Raw genomic sequence first — 16,458 nt, forward strand, 5'->3', positions numbered from 1 at the left:
GCTGTGCTGTATTACAATAAGCCCTTTGATACTAGTGAGTAAAGCAGGTTTCATCACTTGCGTAAGTAGTGTGGACTATGCTCAATTTTTAAGGAAAACTTTTTATACCGGAAGCTCCCCGACCTGAAAGGGCGAGACTTTCTGCTACCTTTTAAAAGAGTTACAGACTCTAAATTTTGACTAGTAAAAGTATGGGTGGTTTAAGGGCAAACAGTAGGTAGACCCTTGACCTGTTCACTATCCATTCAGTTGGGAAACTTCTCTCCAAGCAAAATCCCTAAAGAATTTCCCTTGCAGGTTCTTCATTATCTCAAAAGCCTTTCGAATTAACTCACTTGTGTCGCAGTATTGATAGGAACTCCCTAACTTAAGCACGTCAACCTATTTTTAAACTCTTGTGGAGTCTAAGTAAACAGTATTTTTAAACTCTTGTGGAGTCTAAGTAAACAGTATTTTTAAACTCTTGTGGAGTCTAAGTAAACAGTATTTTTAAACTCTTGTGGAGTCTAAGTAAACAGTATTTTTAAACTCTTGTGGAGTCTAAATCCACAGAAATGATAGATGAGTACAACCCTTGGTGGATTTCTAAGAAGAGAATGACTGAGGTTGAGATTTATAGAAAATATGAAGAGTCGGAAGTCAAGTGGGTTCCGGACGTTATTGAAAAGGTTAGCTTGTCCCCTTACTCCCTAAACTTCATTTTCGGCCCCAGACAAGTAGGGAAGTCCACTGTGTTAATATTACTTATAAAGAGACTATTAGAGGAGGAGAAAATAAATCCTAAGTCAATTTTCTATTTCACTTGTGATAAATTAGCTGATTATAAGGAGTTGGATGAGGTTTTAGAGGAATATATAAAGTTTAAAAGGGCTAACAACATTTCATCATCGTTCATTTTTTTAGACGAGATAACTTATCCTAAGGAATGGTATAGGGCTTTAAAGAGTAGGATAGATAAGGAAGATTTCAGAAATGATGTCCTAGTTGTTACCGGCTCTTTATCGATGTCAGCGAAGAGGGAAATTGAAACTTTCCCCGGGAGGAGAGGGAAAGGCAAGAATTTACTAATGCTTCCTCTACCTTTTTCTAAATACACGCGGTTGTTTAACGTTGATATACAAAAGGGTGATTTAAACTTCGTCCTTTCAAACTATATGCGAAATATTCAGTTTCTGCATGAACTTAATGACCTACTTGAAAAATACTTGATCACGGGTGGGTTTCCTAACGCTATAAGGGACTACGTAAAATACGGAAAAGTAAGCGAGGGAACAACAAGTGATTTCATATCCACTGTAGTTAGTGATGTAAATAAGTTAATGAGAAGTGAAACTTTCTTCAAACTCGCGATTAAAGGCATAATAGAAAGGACTTCTAGTGATTTCAGTTATCACACTCTCTCAAAGTCATTCGGAGTCGGTACAGTAAAGACTGCGATTAGTTACGTAGAACTTCTACGGAAACTATACTTGCTTAAAGTTTTGAATCAAGTAGACCTACAAGGTAATGTGTTAACTAGGAAAGAAAAGAAATTCTATTTCGTAGACCCCTTCGTATACAGAGCTTTCGCCCTTTGGACGTTAACTAATTTGCCCGAAGAGAGTAAATTAGTTGAAAGTGTAGTAATTTCCCATCTTTCTAGGATTTATGACACTTTTTACACCAAGGCGAAAGGAGAGATAGACGCTGTAATAAAAAAAGAAGGAGAAATGTTGGGATTTGAAGTGAAGTTTGGTAACGTTAAGTCCGAAAAGAAGATTTTGGGGAGGATGAAAAAGGTGTATATTTTGAGTAAGGACAAAGTAGAAGAAAATGTAATACCCGTTTCAATATTCTTAGGAATGCTCGATGTTCCTCAAGCTATTGAATTAAAAGTATTGGTTTGAATGGGGGGTGATACACAAAAATGGGTAGAAGTATGTCAACACGCCTTTATCGCGAAAACTCCGAAGTAAAGGAATGGGGAATCCAGAACATCTCGTCGTCCACTCCTCCAGAGTGTGTTTGTACCTTCCAAGACGGAAAATATCGGCGACGACTTCGCATAAACTTTTCGCACTCCTTGGCATGTTAGAACCTAAAAAAACACTTGCTGGAAAGCTAGCTCCACTTCGTGTTACTTCTAATTTGCTAGTATGACTAAGCCCTTCTGGTATTCCTCCAATATAAATACGCAGTCCCACCTCCTTTTTTATGTGGAAACTAGTAGACCGTGCCTAACCAGAATTGGTTACATTCTTCTAGCCTAAGATAAACCGGAAAAAGGTGAGGCTGACGAGTTTAGGGTAATTTTCAACATAAGCCTTTGTAACCCTCCATGTATTTTGTTTACTTCATGGAGAAAGTTGATGAACATAAGCAAAGACACCATTACATAGCACTATTAGAGAAAGTAATCGAAAATTTTATATTAACATTGGGGGTGTGGGGTGTCCCCCTAAGTAAGGTAGCCGGGCCCGGATTCGAACCGGGGTCCCAGGGGCCAGAGCCCTGGATCCTTGGCCGCTAGACTACCCGGCTAAGATTTAATTTTAAAAAATAATCTAAAAAACCTTTCCATCTAGTGCTCTGTGTAATTAACATAAAAACCCTTCCTAAGTAAGTTATATTACTAAATTTAGAAAACTGTGTAACCGGTGTATTCAACGGCTACTTGTACAGTGGCACTGTCACTTAGGCTAACGCTTACCTGATAAACGGTGCCAGGTTGAGGAGTAAAATCGGATCCTTCGGAAAAGTCAGTGTAACTGTTGTAAGTCCAGCAGATAACGAAATAGGGGAAATGTTACTTGCCGTTACATTGGTTCCTACTATTGACGCAGACACTATTTGTACCTTACCGGTAGAGTGTAAAGTAATAGTAGCTACGTAATAGATTTGACCTTTACTATCAGTAGAACTCAATGCACTTGTTCCTACTTGTGTTACTGTAGGTGTACCGCCTAGTGAACCGAATAAACCGAAAGCAAATCCTACAACTACTAAGGCTATTATAACGCTAGCAATTACTAAGATTAACGCTGTTACAGCACCGCTTAAACCCTTCTTACTTCTCTTGGTAATAGATACTAACTTGTGTCTGTTCGAATTCACGTAGTACTCCAAACAATCTCAAAAATTCGGGAACTTTTATTTCATAATGACTTCAGAAAGCCAATCACCGCCCCAAGAACTTATAATTTAATATTAGAATGAAAGTTATATGAAAAATTCAAAAAAGTAAAAAACTTTCGTTTTACATACAGATCATTTTTGAATTCATTAATTTTCACCTAGTTTTTAAGGTCTTGTTAGCATTAAAGCTTCTATTATTATTTACATTCACCACATCTAGTCATAAAAGATAATTTAGGATTATTCTATAATCTACAGTTGTACATCAGAAAATTAAAAAAGTTCATAATTGACTACAAGAGTGGGATTATTTTATCGTCTCATTATAATACTAATGTGGTAGATTTTGGGAATAAGGTTTTTAAAGTAAGTGTGTAATTTTGATCTTAGCCGGGTAGTCTAGCGGCCAAGGATCCAGGGCTTTGGCCCCTGGGACCCCGGTTCGAATCCGGGCCCGGCTACCTTTGTGGGGGATACCCCCACACCCCCAATGCTAACGTATTTCTCAATTATCTTATCTAAAGGTCCGATGTAACGATGCCTTTGCTTACCGCCTTCGTCCTTCTCTATGGAGTAAACATAATACTTTCCTTTAATCTCTTTTACATAGAATTTAGAATTGACGTAGAAACTAGGCATTCTAAGAATGTTAAGTAAGGCGGGTATAAATACTCATTCTAATAGAACGAATAGCGTGGAGTTGGAAGGAGACGACAAAGATTACTCATTTGTGCGAAAAATTCAAAGCGACTTGAGGAATTCTTCGCTGACTAAAAACTCACGTCCATGGCGACGAATCAGGTAGTAAACGCCCGGCGGGAATTTCCTATTATTGTATATGAAATATTGCCCGTCTCCTTTTTTGACACTGACACCGTTCGACTTTAATTCGCCGTAATTCGTTAGCCATACCCAACCGACGATCTCATAATCGTCGTCGTCCTTAATCATACGTATCACCGGCGGGTCGACGGTCCTATCGACATAACATTCCGCCTTTCGGAGACATTCGCGTTGTTCGGGGTCGTCAGGGTCATAACGTTCGCCGTCACTTAGCGGTGACATATTCGACGCCGTTGATGACGTTGAACGTGACTAGGTCCTTTTGTTTTAATTTCTCGATCACGTCTTCGCCAAACCAACCCGTCAAATCAGTTACGAGAGTCCAACCGTGGTCCTTTAGGTATCGATACGCCTCAGCAACTCGGTTAGTTTCGCCGTCGCCTCTTTGCATTGTGTCTCCGTCATTCCCTGGCACGGCATCTTTTCTATCATTTCCGACGTTAGCGTCATCACGAAATTTGCTATCAGCGACACTGACAAGTTCGCCCTTCTCATCACGGACCTCAACGACGTCCTTATCGATATTGTTGACTAACGCTTTTATCCGTCTTCCGAGAGCCGTTAGACTCCAGGTGAACGTTTTGCCGTCATCTTTCACTCCTTCGACTACGCCTTTCCGCTCTAAGTTTTTCAATACGTTTATCGCGTATTGCTTTGAAAACTTCAACTCGTCGGCTATCTGTGAGGTTTTGAGACCGTTTTCGTCGGGTAACGCCTTTATGAACTCTACATCACGTTCGGTCAGCCCGAGACCGTTATATAAAACGTCCAATTGGAAGTACTGCATTACGAAGTCGAAATCACTATCGTCTACCTCTGTCTTACCGCGGGCTATCGCGGTCACGATAACGAGATTCCTTAACACCTCAGTCGTCCTATTTATCGGCTCTCCGGTGACGCCCATTAAAGGTTTTAAGAACTTCTTAGCACGGTCGAGTAAGTCCGTACTATCGGCAAATTTCGGTCTTGATAGTAGATACGCCATAAAAACGAGACGGTCGACCTCACTTAATTCGCTCTTCTTTCTCGTCCATATCGCCTCAATTACTTTGTCGGCGTCAAGAGATTCCGGGCTTACGTAGACTTTTAGGAAACGGTTAAAAATCTGTTCTCTGTCAACATCAATATTGTCAGCGACAGACGTCGTTATTACCGCCGACTGACCTGGGATACAACGCAAATGTGATTCATAACGCTCATTACCGTTTTCGTCTACGACCTTCTCGGTAACGAGTGTACAAACCTTCTCTTCGGTCATCATCTCGCGTATGTAGTTAATGTTCTGTCTATCGATTTGTTCGACAAAGAGTACTTTCCCGTCAAACGAATCGACATTAAGATAACCGAGAGCGTTCTGAGTCAGTCTCGTACCTGCGATATACATATCAGTACCGTCGATATAACGCGTCACGGTCTTTATCGTAGAACTTTTGCCCGCCCCGGACTTACCGACCAGCATTATGTGAATTCTCGACATTCCCATTACTCTTTCCATTTGCGACGACACGATAGACAGAAACGTCAACAACTTCAGCCTTTCGTAACCGACGATCTCCTTAGTATGCGTTAATATCCACCCGAACGGGTCTCTCTCAATTTCAGCTAACCTATCGGCGTACTTTTCCTTAACGTAGTCGACTAAAGGTACCTCTTCTATTTCGCCGTACTCTCTTCTTAGTTCTGCTAGTTTCGCACTTATCGCCTTTTTCGGTACTTTATAGTCAGTCGCAAACGCGACCTCAGCTATCGCCTCACTGCAGTCGTCAACGCACTCTTTAACGACACCACTGTACCATATCACGAACTTTAGTTTAGCCCTCCTTACGACCTTATCGCCCTCTATTTTCTCTTCTTCACCGATACGGTAGACGTCTATCTTGACTTTGCGACGCCCGTCCTCACTCTCAACCGTCTCTCTCGTTATGAACTCCTCAGCGGAAATTCTGTTTTTCTCAGTTTCACACGATTTAGATTTTTTGGAATCGTCAACTAAAACCCGGGGGGATTCCGGCATTTCCGGCATTTCCGGCGCATTTTTGCCGGTTTTGCCGGTTTTGCCGGATTCTCTTTTGTTTTGAGTTGACGATTTGTATTTGTCGCTTTTTGCTGAGACTTTTTCAACGCGTTGTTTTTTCTCATCTTCAGCGGAATTTTTTGAATTTTCTTTACACCCGAACCTTTCCCAATAGTCTTTCGGCAATAACGGACTCACTCCTTTTCACCCCCTTCATCTTCGCCTTCGTCGGTTTCGTTCTCGCCGAAATACAACGCGTCTTGGTCGTACCCTAGGATTACGACTTTCTTCCCCTTTAGTTCGTCGATATCTGCATCTTTCGGCAAATTCAATATAACGTAGTAATCGCTCAACTCCTTAGCAGTGTACGATTTGCCGTTCGAACGATAGTACCCGTGGAGTGGGATTATCGGGACGCCGTACGAATACTTCGATTCTTTCACTTCGCCCGTGATGATGAAGATCGCTTTGTGTGAAGATAGCCATACGTACTTTACCTTTTTCCGACCGCCGTTTGAGCGGTCGTCATGCTTTTTAACCGACGATTTAGATTTATGATTGAACAGACCCATTCACTTCACCTCTTTTTTCCGATTTGTGACGAGACGGAAAAAACGGATTTAACTTATGAAGAGAGGAGTCCTAACTCCTTCGCCAAGTGCTTTACCGCTATTTTTACTGCATCTGATTCCGAAACGTCGTAGTATTCGGCTATCTTCCTTAATATCGCCTTATCCTCTTCCTTCAACCTGATATAAGCAATCGCCTTACTCGACATTTTGCTATCACCATTATATTTGGAAAATTAGCATCGCTTTTGTGAGCGACCCCGTCTTGAGGGCGAGACTCCCTGGTTGAGCCCACGTCACCCGCATGGGAGACACGGAAAAAATTAGAAAAATTAACGGGCATATAAGCAAAAAATTCGAAAAAGTGGTCGGTATATAAGCTTTCGTGCTAAACATGTGACTTTTTAGTAGTTGTTGTTTAGCTCTAGATTTTAACTTGCGAACCCTCTGATGCGAATCTCTCATAGAATAATGTTTCAAATCTTTGAAAGAGACGCGAGACAAATTCGAAAAACTAACGGGTATATAAGCTTTCGTGCTAAAGTTGTTAGTTTTTAGAAGTAATGATTTCGCTCTAGTTTTCAGTACGCGAGTTTTCAATAACATTTCAGGAGTTACTTTAAAGGGGCTTTGCATTTTTCTCACCCTTCGCGTCAATTATTGTTGATACGTCAATTTTACGACTTCTCAGCTTTTTAAGCAGTGCGTTCGTAAGTTGTCTGTCGCCAAGTAGGATATCGATAATGTCGTCGAAGTATTCGTTAACTATGTCTTCCAGGTCAGCCCTATCGAATTCGACTTCGTCTACCGTGTACTCGTGGTCGTAGTCGTAGTCGTCACATACTACGCTCTTTTCCCAATCGTCATAATAACACATCTCTTCCAGGTCACGGTAATGTATATAGACCGGGACTATCATAGTCTCACCACACGTCGATTACTTCTAACCTTTCGCCTGCTAGTTTCGCTTTCACGGTGAACATTACTTCATCGTCCTCATCGTAAACTTTCACTAAGACCGTGTCGTCGTTGATGATGAAGTAGTTGTAATATTCGTACGCCCTTATACGGTCGCTTAGCATTTCGTCAATCATTTTTTCGACTAAATCCCAATCCGTCTTCATTAGGCTCTTCATAGCTCTCTCACCATCTTGTTCGCGTGGGCGTGAGGAGTTAGATAAAAAATACTACCTTTAACTTGAACCCATTTATCCCCGAATTGGATTTGGGTTTCCGATACCATTCCGATTAATATAGTATCCGGTTTCCGGATATTAAAACTTTTTGGTAACCGGAAGCTTTATATGGATTCCGGATACACTTTAAGATATGGTAAAGCCGTATATCCGCAAAGGCGGAAGAGAAGGTGATGAAACGTATTATCTTAATATCCCACGTGACATAGCGAAAGCGTTAAACATTACGAAAGATGACGATTTTTTATTAAGCGTCGATACTAAGGACGGCGAAATAACGCTTTGTTACAGACGGGTGAAGAAATGAGCGTCGTTTGTCCGATCCGACGACGATAAAAGTTAGCTCTGATGAACCCGCTATACTCATTAAATATAATAGATATAGCAGAAAACTCGGAATCAGGACAGTAAAGCTTATATACCCCTATTTAAGCAATAACGTCTTTTTCTGATGAAGAGAACGTTTTCTGAAAAACCATAAAGTTTATATACACATTATATAAGCTTTTCTATCAATTTTACAATTTTCGAAAGGTCCTCGGGTTAAAATTTGAAAAAATAATAGCAGGACCTCTCAAAATTTCAAAAAGCGATAGTAGTAGGAGTAACCCTACCTCATTACTTCTCACTATATACAGTTGTATATAACCACTCCGCGTACTTCTTATACTCTTTTTTCGCTAAAGCGTATAAGTCCAAATAATGCTTTGTTAGGATATTCCCGGGCGTCCTACCCTCAATAAAGTCTACAATTTCGCCCGGTATATTTAACTCTAGCATTTTTGTGGCCACGAATTTTCTGATGTACTTAGGTGCAATATCTAGTTCACGCATTATCTTCTTTGCGTAATTGTAAGTAATGTTCTGTCTTTGTAACGGCGAAACATGGAAAACATAGAACACGCGTTTTGAGCCCCTTTGCCAATTTAATGTATATATGCATATATTATTTTCACAGATATCGTTTTGTGGGTTATACTCATTTAGGACCTTTATAGCCTCAGTAAACCTTATCCCGCTTTCCAGTAAAAGTTTGAATAACAGTTCTACTTTAGTCCCCTTCACTTTTGTAAGCCATTCCTTAACCTGGTCTACTGACGGTACCTTTAAATCCACGCCCGATTTTTTCGTCTTTATCGCTTTCCACTTCTCTATATCGCCCTTCCACTTATAGTACTTCTTCCACGCTAAGATAGATGCTTTGTTATTAGCGTCTAATTGCTTACGCAAATAATTTACATATTGCTTACAAGTTTCGCGTGAAACTTTCTTTATACAATCGTTATAAAATGCAAATAGTTCAATTTCGGACGGCAAATTTTCATTTGCTTTAGAACGCGTTTTCTCTTCCTTCATTATTCTAACTCCTTTTAATTCTTCATAATTAGCATTGGGGGTCTTAGGGGGTGTCCCCCCTAAATAGGGCTTTGGCCCCTGGGACCCCGGTTCGAATCCGGGCCCGGCTACCTTACTTAGGGGGAACGATCCCCCACTCACTTTACATGTTCGAACAATGCTGGAAATGCTTTTAATTTACAACTCTGATATATATTTTATGTTTGACCAACTCTTACAAATTATTCATTATATCGACCAAGATAGAATAATTGATGCTGCTTCTAAGTTACTTGAAATTGTTAAAGATAAAGACGACGAAGAGCTAATGAAAATAGCTGCCGAATTAGAAAAGGAGATAAAAGAGCTAAGAGAAGAGAAGAGTATATTAGAGGTTGTAAGTCTGACTTACGCGACTGAGTTTAAACACTTACTCGAGGAAATGGAGAACGTGAGAAAGAGGAAGATCAAGTTGCTTTCAATGGAGTTAATAAACAGACTAGGAGGAAACAACTATCTTGTTAAGGAGTTATTGACTCAGAGAAGAGTTGAGGTAAAGCCTCACACATTTATTTGATTATGTATTAATTTCTGAGCGTAATAGTTCACATATCATCTTAACACAAGAATTACTGAAGCGATCATAACTTTACCGGAAAAATTTAACGAGGAGTTATAGCGGACCCGGTGGGATTCGAACCCACGACCACCGGCTGTCTTCCGGCCCTGCTAGGAGGCCGGCGCTCTATCCTGGCTGAGCTACGGGTCCAATCTTATAATCACTTATTCCACTTAAAGGTTTTTCGGATTAGGAGGAAAAGGAACCACATTGATCCCGCTATAACTCACTAACTCGTTCAACAAGTCGTAAACCTTCCCCGCCCTCATGATCACCACGAAGTCGTTCGATACTATCACCTTACCGCTCGCAATCACTTCTATGTCAGCTTTCTTCACTGTAACTGCATCGACTCCTCGGGCTCTCAATTTCCCAGCTAGTTCACCACTCTTACTTATCTGAGCGTCCAAGACTAACTGGAATTTCACCCCTTTGGACAATAAGAATTCCGAAACAAAGAGTAGGGAATCAAAAACTTCTTCCTTCTCTTTCCTCTTCCCCAGACCGAGATCCCTAATAAAGCCGTCGTCACATATGAAGACTTCGTCGTCGTGGATCACGGAAAGTAACGTGAGTCCTACGTTATACCCGTCCACGATTACTTCTTCCGGGTTTTGTACTCTCTTCTCTTTAACAGCCTTTATTTCCTCGTCACTATGAGTACAGCGATAAAGGAGTAGCCTTTCTTTCGATGTGAGGTTGTACCTTGATGATACTAAGTCCAATGCGGGTTTTCTGTTATACCCCCTATTTATAAGGTATTTGTAGTCCTCATAAGCCCTCAGCAATTGCCGACTTAACAGCATTTATTACATTCTCCTCTGAGACGTTAATAGTCACGTTACCATAAGTTCCCTTACCTCCTCCCCTACCTCCTAAACTCCTCAACTTTTCTATTATCTTGTCCACCTTGAGGTCTTTACTGACTCCTATTTCCACAACTCTATTCGCTTCCCTTACGGTCATTGACAGTACTACCGTTTTAGGTGATGAGGTCAACTTTCTCATAGCCTCTTTGACAAGCTCGTCGTCATAGATATCCTTAATTACGTAGAGAGTGACGTCACTTACGACATCTTTTCTGGCTATTCTCTCTATCTCGTTTAGTACCATCCTTCTGTAGCCGGAAAGTAACTGTTCTTTCTTCTCCTCTTCCTCTAACAATCTCTTGACCCTAGCCTCTAATTGGGAGGGGGACGTGTTAAGGCTCTTTGAAATTTCTTTGATCTTTTCCTCCTGCGCCCTTGCGTATTGAGATACTACGTCCCCAGCTACATACTCAAGCCTTATTACACCGTCTTGTAGTTTCTCTACGTTAATGATCTTTAAAGCACCGATCTCGCTGGTGTTGCTTAAGTGGGTACCCCCACAACCTTCAATGTCCCAGTCTTTTATCTCGATTAGTCTCACCTCAGCTCCCTCAGGGACACCTCCGGCGTATATTGATACTCCGTACTTCATCTCAGCCTCTATTCTATTGATATTGAATGGCCTTACCGGTCTGCGGTCGTTGATCACGTAATTAGCGAGGTCTTCGATTTTCTTTATCTCCTCTTCTGTAGGCATTTTATAATGAGTAATGTCGAGCCTCGCTTTCTGTGGGGTTTTTTCCGCACCTGCCTGCCACACGTGTTCGCCCAGGACTTTTCTGGCTGCGGATAAGATCACGTGTGTGCCGGTGTGATGTTTCATTATCCTATATCTCCTCTGCCAGTCTATCTCACCGTAAACAGTAGTGCCTTCTGGTATATTCGCCTCTTTATCCAGTATGTGGATTACGTAATCCTTGACTTTCTGTGTGTCAACTACCTTGTATTCAGTGTCGCCTACCCTAATTATCCCAGTGTCGCCTACTTGCCCTCCCCCTTCTGGATAAAAAGTGGTCTGGTCTAGGACTAGGTAGTTTTTGTAAGAGAGAAGTACTTTACCTTGAAAAGACCTCTGGTACTGATCTTTGTAATAGAGTTTGTTAGTAGATGGTGGTGCTCTCTCCTCTATGATCTTTATGAGGTCTTGTGGTAGTTTCTCTTTCTTTCCTCCTTTTATAGGCGCTGACTGGTGTCTTTTAGCGACTAACGCGTAAAAATTATGGGGAACTTCTACCTTTACGTTGGGATTAATCTTACGGGCTTCTTCTGCCACAATGTCTGGGGGGATACCGTTAGAGTCGTATAGTTTTACTAAATCCTCAGCCGTTATCTCCTTGCTTTTCTTTACCAAAGAGGAGATTGCTGAAGTCGCTTTGCTCATTGTCTCTTCAAACCTCTCCTGCTCGAGCTGAACCACGTCGAGTATATAGTCCTTGTTTTTCAACATCTGCGGGAAGTCTTCCCTCCAGTAATCTATTTGCTCTTTGATCAACTCGTAGAGTTTTACATCACTGCCCAGAATTTTGAGGACTCTTAGTGCACGCCTTATCAAAAGCCTACCTAAATAACCCTCGCCTGAATTAGATGGGACTAGACCGTCGGCTAACATCATAGCTATGGTCTTGGTGTGGTCTAGTACTTGGAACACCCTAGCAGCTCTAGTCAGCTCCTCGTTAACAAAGTCGAATTTGAGCCCCATTTTTTTAGCTACTTCTTCTCTATGCCTTACTATTGTTTCGGGCTTATCCGGGTCGATCCTACCGGCTAAAATTGCGGCAGTCTTTAACAATTCGTCGTCTACTTTGTTGGACCCGATCTTATCGAAGAACTTGTAAACGAGGTTGCCGTAAATCGCGTGAAACGCTGTGGGAGTCTTCTGAGTAAACCACGCCATTCTCTCTACTCCGTAGCCTGTATCCACGATTTTTAGCTTCAAAGGTACGTATTGGTCTCCCTTGATTTCATATTGCATGAATACTAGTGTTGCCAGTTCAAGCCCCCCTACGGTCACCTCAAAAGATGGGCCCGCATTACCTCCACCTTCCCACCACGACTCCTTGAAGTTGAGCTGTTCTTCCGGTATCCCTAGTTCTTCTGTGAAGAACTCCTTTGCGAGAGATACAGTCTCTTCTTTCCAATATACTTGTTTGTCAGGGTAGTTAAAGGCGTGGTGGGCTGCCATTTCGAAAGTCGTCAAGTGCCTGCCGAAGGTGATACCTACGTTGTCTACATCTTCAAGCCTTATACAAGGTTGGGAGATAACTAAGGGATTTGCGGGAGGTGGAACCACACCACTCGTGACGAAAGGCTGGAAATCTACAATGCTCGCTATAGTCAGGTATAGGTCCTCCCTCCACCTGGCTAACACTGGTTTGGGCGGAATTATGGTATGTCCTTTCCTCTCAAAGAACTTTAGGAACTTATTTCTCGCTTCTCTTACGGTGAGGGGAGGGGACTTTATGTCCAGGTCAAAGAAGTAGTAGTCCGTACAAGGTACGTCACTACAAACTTCACGGGATTTGTCTTTAGCCCAGAAAGGGGTTGAACAAGACTTACATAATTTTCTTTCGTAATTATTTGATAAAAAGAAATTAAGTCTGTACTCGCTTTCACTTATTTTCATAGATTAAAATGCGTGGAGCGGTGTTAAAAAGAGTTTTCTTATCCGAATAGTGAGGCTAAACCGCCACCAATCTCCTCTTCACTAGGTCCCTTCTTCTCTTCTTCCTCCTTCTTCTCCTCCTTCTTCTCAGCAGGAGCAGCAGCCTGAGCAGGAGCAGCAGCCACAGCTACTGGCATTGCAGTAGCGTTCTTGAGGACTTCGTCGATGTTTACTTCTTTTAGGGCAGCTACTACAGCCTTTAACCTAACTTCGTCTACGGTTATACCTGCAGCAGAGAGTACGTTTTTGAGGTTATCTTCATTTATCTCTTTTTTAGCTGAATGTAATAAGAGGCTCGCGTAGATGTATTCCATACTGTATCAATCCTCTTTAACCGACAAAGCAATATATAAAATTTTCATTAACCGAATAGTGAGGCTAGACCGCCACCAATCTCCTCTTCACTAGGTCCCTTCTTCTCTTCTTCCTCCTTCTTCTCCTCCTTCTTCTCAGCAGGAGCAGCAGCCTGAGCAGGAACAGCAGTTGGTACTTGTATACCTAAGTCTACTTTACCACTAATTGCTCCAGCAAGTGCATATGCCTTAGCCATAGCTCTTGATATTACCGCTTGTGCAGTCTCAGGAGTTATGTAGCCTATTTCAGCAGCTAAGGACATAGCATTTCTTGCAGCTTTCTGTGCGGTGACCTTCAGAACTTCTGGCACTGGATAGGCTATCTCTACAGCTAAGTTGAAGGCGTTAAAGTGAGCTTTCATTACTTGATCCTTGTACTCGTCTAAGTTAATCGCCAGTTGTTCGCCGGGTATCAGTATGCCTCCTTCATATGCGGCTTTTATGCTGAGCTTTATATAGACGGGCATTATCCCTAACTTTTGTAGTATAGGTATAGCATCGGGAGGAATTGGATCGCCAGGTTTAGCTATCACAGTATCTTGTAAGACGTGTACTTTACCGTCTTGAACCTTAGTCTTAACCTTGAGCTTACCGAAAGTGCTCAGTATAGGACCTGCAGGCATTCCAGTGTCTCCGGCTGGTATTACTACTTCTTCATCTGCCTTGTCTCCAGGCATTGCATACCTCTTAAGTTTAAACTTGGAGAGGAATAAGTGGAGTTCGAACGGGTTTGCTCTGGTGAAAATATAAGCGTTTGACCCAGTGAGATAAGGTTTGAAGTTAGATGCGTCAATACCAGCTTTCTTAAGGGCTAATTCGAACAAACTATTCTTAGTTACTTTTATCTCAGCTTTCCCTCTCAATTTCTTTCTAATATCGTGCAACTTGTCAGCTGGGAATCCTTGTATATCCGCGATTATTATTGTAGGGTACTCCTTAAGCTTTTGGGTTAGTTCTTCTACTTCCTCTATTTTCCATTTCGGAATTTTGTGTTGAGTTACTACGGCCATCTTAATCACTTCATATTAACTTTTACTACTTTACCCATTGTGGTTTTTACATATATCGCTCTCAAAATACCTTCAACTCTAGTCTTATTTTCGATAGCGTTAAGTACAGCTAAGGCGTTGTCGGCTAGATCTTCAGGCTTCATATCTTCAGTCCCTATGAAAGCTTGAACATGGGGCTGGTCTTTTGTCTTAACTAGTGTTGATCTCTTAAACCTATTAACGTATTCTGAGACGTCAGAAGAGTTTGGAAGGGGAACCGGGAACTTTCCTCTAGGACCCAGTGCGGGTCCAATTATCCTACCAGCTAATGCCATAGATTCCTGAGATATCAAGAACCAATCGTTCTGTCTTGCAAGTTTCTTCACTGGTCTCTTCTGCCCTTGTAATTTTTGTAACTCTTCTTTGGTTAGAATGACGTTCGGTTGAGCTTTCTTGACTGATTCTAACTGCTCAAAGGAAGGCACTACGAGAACTTTCCTAGCCTTTGTCGGCGCCTTAGGTAGCGGGACTATCTCCCTTAGTTTTATCTCGCCTTTTTTCATATCTACTCCTTTAAAAGTTACTATTACGTCAACGCTCTGAGTGAAGTTCCTCTTAGGATTGTTTGATGGGTCTAGTGCTTGTTTTAACGCTTCCAATAGACTATTTCTGTCAGCGATCATAATTTCACCCTTCTACCTCATTCCATTTTTGCTCATATTTGGTTAATAAGTCATCATACTTACCTTGTTCTACTTCTTTTACGACCATCTTTGGATCTTTACCCTCTACTGTAATTCCTATTGATCTCGCAGTCCCTAGAATGCTCTTTACTGCAGCCTTTAGGGTCTTAGCTGTTAACTGCGGCTTCTTCTTTATTGCTACGTCGATTATCTGCTCCATCTTTAAGTTCCCTATCTTCTTGTGCTCGGGGTCACCAGAAGGTGCTTCAGCACCTACAGTTTTGAGAAGTAAGGATGTGGTGGTTGGAACACCTACCTTTATTTCATATTTCTTGGTGGAAGTGTCAACTTCTATAGCTACAGGTACTGTCATGCCTTTAAATTGAGATGTTGCCTCGTTTATTTTCTTTACAACTTCACCTACATTTAGTCCTAGTTGTGAGAGCGTAGGACCCAGTGGTGGGCCCGGCTTTGCGTTTCCTCCTTCAACTACGATTTTTATTGACTTTGTGGGCATAAGCTTATCACCTTACTTTTTAACGGGTTTGACTTGGTCAAGGGGAACTGTAACCTGAAGAGGAAATGATGATTCTAAAATATTTAAAACTACTTCATTCTTTGCACTATCTAATCTCTTTACTTCCGCTTGCATACCTCTAAAAGGGCCGCTCACAATCTCTACTATATCGCCCTCTTTCACAGTAGGTATTGCAACGGTCTTAGAGACGAATTTGACTACATCTTCTTTTTGGACTAATCCATGGGCTACTCCTTTTACGTGTCTTATACCAGTAGCTACCAGTTTTACTACATGTGGACCAGAGGCTTCTACAATGACATAACCCTTGACGTTGGGCGGGACAATAATTGAATAAATCTCCTTAACGTTATTTGTTTTGATCCTCTCTTCGATCATCAAGGCTACGTTTATTTCCTGACCAGCCGTAACTCTTACTGCGTAATAGTTCCTGAATCTTGGTGCTTCCAATATATTCACCTATTTTATAATTAGGGTAACGGAAAGTTGTATTATATACGCGAGGATCCCGACAACTCCGACTACAAGTAGTGTAAGCTTAATGCTGTAGCTTAACATATCCTTGTCAGGTTTTTTAGCTACGCTGGTTATCAGTTTCCAATCGTCCTTGAGTTTTTTAAGGGACTCTAACAATGCCATATGTAGATAGTTTTTGACCATAATTTTAACTTTAA

The 16,458-nt window shown here is 41.5% G+C and carries 19 protein-coding genes, 3 tRNA genes and 2 pseudogenes; 5 read left to right on the forward strand and 19 right to left on the reverse strand.

From position 1 onward, the window contains the following. Nucleotides 1–554 precede the first annotated feature (554 nt). A complete protein-coding gene (locus WIW52_RS03880; protein ID WP_337708733.1) occupies nucleotides 555–1,886 on the forward strand; it encodes an ATP-binding protein in 1,332 nt (443 codons plus the stop codon). Between the two features lie 431 nt (nucleotides 1,887–2,317). Next, a pseudogene (locus WIW52_RS11265) lies at nucleotides 2,318–2,464 on the forward strand (putative integrase); the annotation flags it as partial. On the opposite strand, the gene WIW52_RS03885 reads toward WIW52_RS11265, so the two are convergent. Further along, a tRNA-Gln gene (locus WIW52_RS03885) sits at nucleotides 2,448–2,520 on the reverse strand. The pseudogene WIW52_RS11265 and the gene WIW52_RS03885 overlap by 17 nt on opposite strands. A 165-nt stretch (nucleotides 2,521–2,685) precedes the next feature. Then, a complete protein-coding gene (locus tag WIW52_RS03890) occupies nucleotides 2,686–3,093 on the reverse strand; it encodes a DUF973 family protein (RefSeq protein ID WP_337708735.1) in 408 nt (135 codons plus the stop codon). Between the two features lie 409 nt (nucleotides 3,094–3,502). Between WIW52_RS03890 and WIW52_RS03895 the strand changes: the two genes are divergently transcribed. After that, nucleotides 3,503–3,575: transfer RNA gene (locus tag WIW52_RS03895), tRNA-Gln, on the forward strand. Here the strand turns inward: WIW52_RS03895 and WIW52_RS03900 are convergent. The 7 genes and pseudogenes from WIW52_RS03900 to WIW52_RS03930 all read right to left on the reverse strand — a co-directional run. Next, nucleotides 3,559–3,753: pseudogene (locus WIW52_RS03900) on the reverse strand (putative integrase); the annotation flags it as partial. The gene WIW52_RS03895 and the pseudogene WIW52_RS03900 overlap by 17 nt on opposite strands. Nucleotides 3,754–3,855: 102 nt before the next feature. Continuing rightward, nucleotides 3,856–4,179: a hypothetical protein gene (locus WIW52_RS03905; protein WP_337708737.1), complete on the reverse strand. Its 324-nt coding sequence runs from the start codon at nucleotides 4,177–4,179 to the stop codon at nucleotides 3,856–3,858. Continuing rightward, nucleotides 4,163–6,169, reverse strand: coding sequence for a transcriptional regulator (locus tag WIW52_RS03910; protein ID WP_337708739.1), 2,007 nt, complete (start codon nucleotides 6,167–6,169; stop codon nucleotides 4,163–4,165). Before WIW52_RS03910 ends, WIW52_RS03905 begins: the two co-directional genes overlap by 17 nt. After that, entirely contained in the window at nucleotides 6,166–6,324 is a 159-nt protein-coding gene (locus WIW52_RS03915) for a hypothetical protein (RefSeq protein WP_337708741.1), read from the reverse strand. Before WIW52_RS03915 ends, WIW52_RS03910 begins: the two co-directional genes overlap by 4 nt. A gap of 272 nt (nucleotides 6,325–6,596) precedes the next feature. Then, entirely contained in the window at nucleotides 6,597–6,749 is a 153-nt protein-coding gene (locus tag WIW52_RS03920) for a CopG family transcriptional regulator (RefSeq protein WP_337708743.1), read from the reverse strand. 410 nt (nucleotides 6,750–7,159) lie between these two features. Then, nucleotides 7,160–7,459: a cysteinyl-tRNA synthetase gene (locus WIW52_RS03925; protein WP_337708745.1), complete on the reverse strand. Its 300-nt coding sequence runs from the start codon at nucleotides 7,457–7,459 to the stop codon at nucleotides 7,160–7,162. A 4-nt stretch (nucleotides 7,460–7,463) separates the two neighbouring features. After that, nucleotides 7,464–7,676, reverse strand: coding sequence for a hypothetical protein (locus WIW52_RS03930; RefSeq protein ID WP_337708747.1), 213 nt, complete (start codon nucleotides 7,674–7,676; stop codon nucleotides 7,464–7,466). Between the two features lie 193 nt (nucleotides 7,677–7,869). Here WIW52_RS03930 and WIW52_RS03935 point away from each other — a divergent pair, with 193 nt between their 5' ends. After that, the gene (locus WIW52_RS03935; RefSeq protein WP_337708748.1) at nucleotides 7,870–8,043 is read left to right on the forward strand and encodes an AbrB/MazE/SpoVT family DNA-binding domain-containing protein; all 174 of its coding nucleotides are present in this window, start codon (nucleotides 7,870–7,872) and stop codon (nucleotides 8,041–8,043) included. Between the two features lie 311 nt (nucleotides 8,044–8,354). Here the strand turns inward: WIW52_RS03935 and WIW52_RS03940 are convergent, their stop codons facing one another. Next, nucleotides 8,355–9,092, reverse strand: a complete 738-nt coding sequence (locus WIW52_RS03940) for an integrase (protein ID WP_337708750.1) — start codon at nucleotides 9,090–9,092, stop codon at nucleotides 8,355–8,357. A gap of 199 nt (nucleotides 9,093–9,291) precedes the next feature. Between WIW52_RS03940 and WIW52_RS03945 the strand changes: the two genes are divergently transcribed. Continuing rightward, on the forward strand, nucleotides 9,292–9,648 hold the full coding sequence (locus tag WIW52_RS03945) for a hypothetical protein (RefSeq protein ID WP_337699307.1): 357 nt from the start codon (nucleotides 9,292–9,294) through the stop codon (nucleotides 9,646–9,648). A 102-nt stretch (nucleotides 9,649–9,750) separates the two neighbouring features. On the opposite strand, the gene WIW52_RS03950 is transcribed toward WIW52_RS03945, so the two are convergent. From WIW52_RS03950 to WIW52_RS03990, 9 genes are all read right to left on the reverse strand, one after another. Further along, a tRNA-Arg gene (locus tag WIW52_RS03950) sits at nucleotides 9,751–9,840 on the reverse strand. Between the two features lie 23 nt (nucleotides 9,841–9,863). Continuing rightward, on the reverse strand, nucleotides 9,864–10,496 hold the full coding sequence (locus tag WIW52_RS03955) for a DUF434 domain-containing protein (protein ID WP_337708751.1): 633 nt from the start codon (nucleotides 10,494–10,496) through the stop codon (nucleotides 9,864–9,866). Then, the gene (gene alaS / locus WIW52_RS03960; RefSeq protein WP_337708753.1) at nucleotides 10,462–13,182 is read right to left on the reverse strand and encodes an alanine--tRNA ligase; all 2,721 of its coding nucleotides are present in this window, start codon (nucleotides 13,180–13,182) and stop codon (nucleotides 10,462–10,464) included. Before alaS ends, WIW52_RS03955 begins: the two co-directional genes overlap by 35 nt. A gap of 38 nt (nucleotides 13,183–13,220) precedes the next feature. Then, nucleotides 13,221–13,535 carry a 50S ribosomal protein P1 gene (gene rpl12p / locus WIW52_RS03965; protein WP_156005426.1) on the reverse strand — a complete coding sequence of 105 codons (315 nt, stop codon included), beginning with the start codon at nucleotides 13,533–13,535 and terminating at the stop codon, nucleotides 13,221–13,223. Between the two features lie 47 nt (nucleotides 13,536–13,582). After that, a complete protein-coding gene (locus WIW52_RS03970; protein ID WP_337708755.1) occupies nucleotides 13,583–14,593 on the reverse strand; it encodes a 50S ribosomal protein L10 in 1,011 nt (336 codons plus the stop codon). Continuing rightward, a complete protein-coding gene (locus WIW52_RS03975; RefSeq protein ID WP_443295516.1) occupies nucleotides 14,590–15,246 on the reverse strand; it encodes a 50S ribosomal protein L1 in 657 nt (218 codons plus the stop codon). Before WIW52_RS03975 ends, WIW52_RS03970 begins: the two co-directional genes overlap by 4 nt. Nucleotides 15,247–15,250: 4 nt before the next feature. Next, nucleotides 15,251–15,763 carry a 50S ribosomal protein L11 gene (locus WIW52_RS03980; RefSeq protein WP_337699314.1) on the reverse strand — a complete coding sequence of 171 codons (513 nt, stop codon included), beginning with the start codon at nucleotides 15,761–15,763 and terminating at the stop codon, nucleotides 15,251–15,253. Nucleotides 15,764–15,775: 12 nt separating this feature from the next. Continuing rightward, nucleotides 15,776–16,234, reverse strand: a complete 459-nt coding sequence (locus tag WIW52_RS03985; protein ID WP_337699315.1) for a transcription elongation factor Spt5 — start codon at nucleotides 16,232–16,234, stop codon at nucleotides 15,776–15,778. A 9-nt stretch (nucleotides 16,235–16,243) separates the two neighbouring features. Then, on the reverse strand, nucleotides 16,244–16,423 hold the full coding sequence (locus tag WIW52_RS03990; protein WP_337708756.1) for a SecE/sec61-gamma family protein translocase subunit: 180 nt from the start codon (nucleotides 16,421–16,423) through the stop codon (nucleotides 16,244–16,246). Nucleotides 16,424–16,458: the final 35 nt, after the last annotated feature.

Origin of the sequence: Stygiolobus sp. RP850M (assembly GCF_037389295.1) — an archaeon.
Lineage (GTDB): Archaea > Thermoproteota > Thermoprotei_A > Sulfolobales > Sulfolobaceae > Stygiolobus.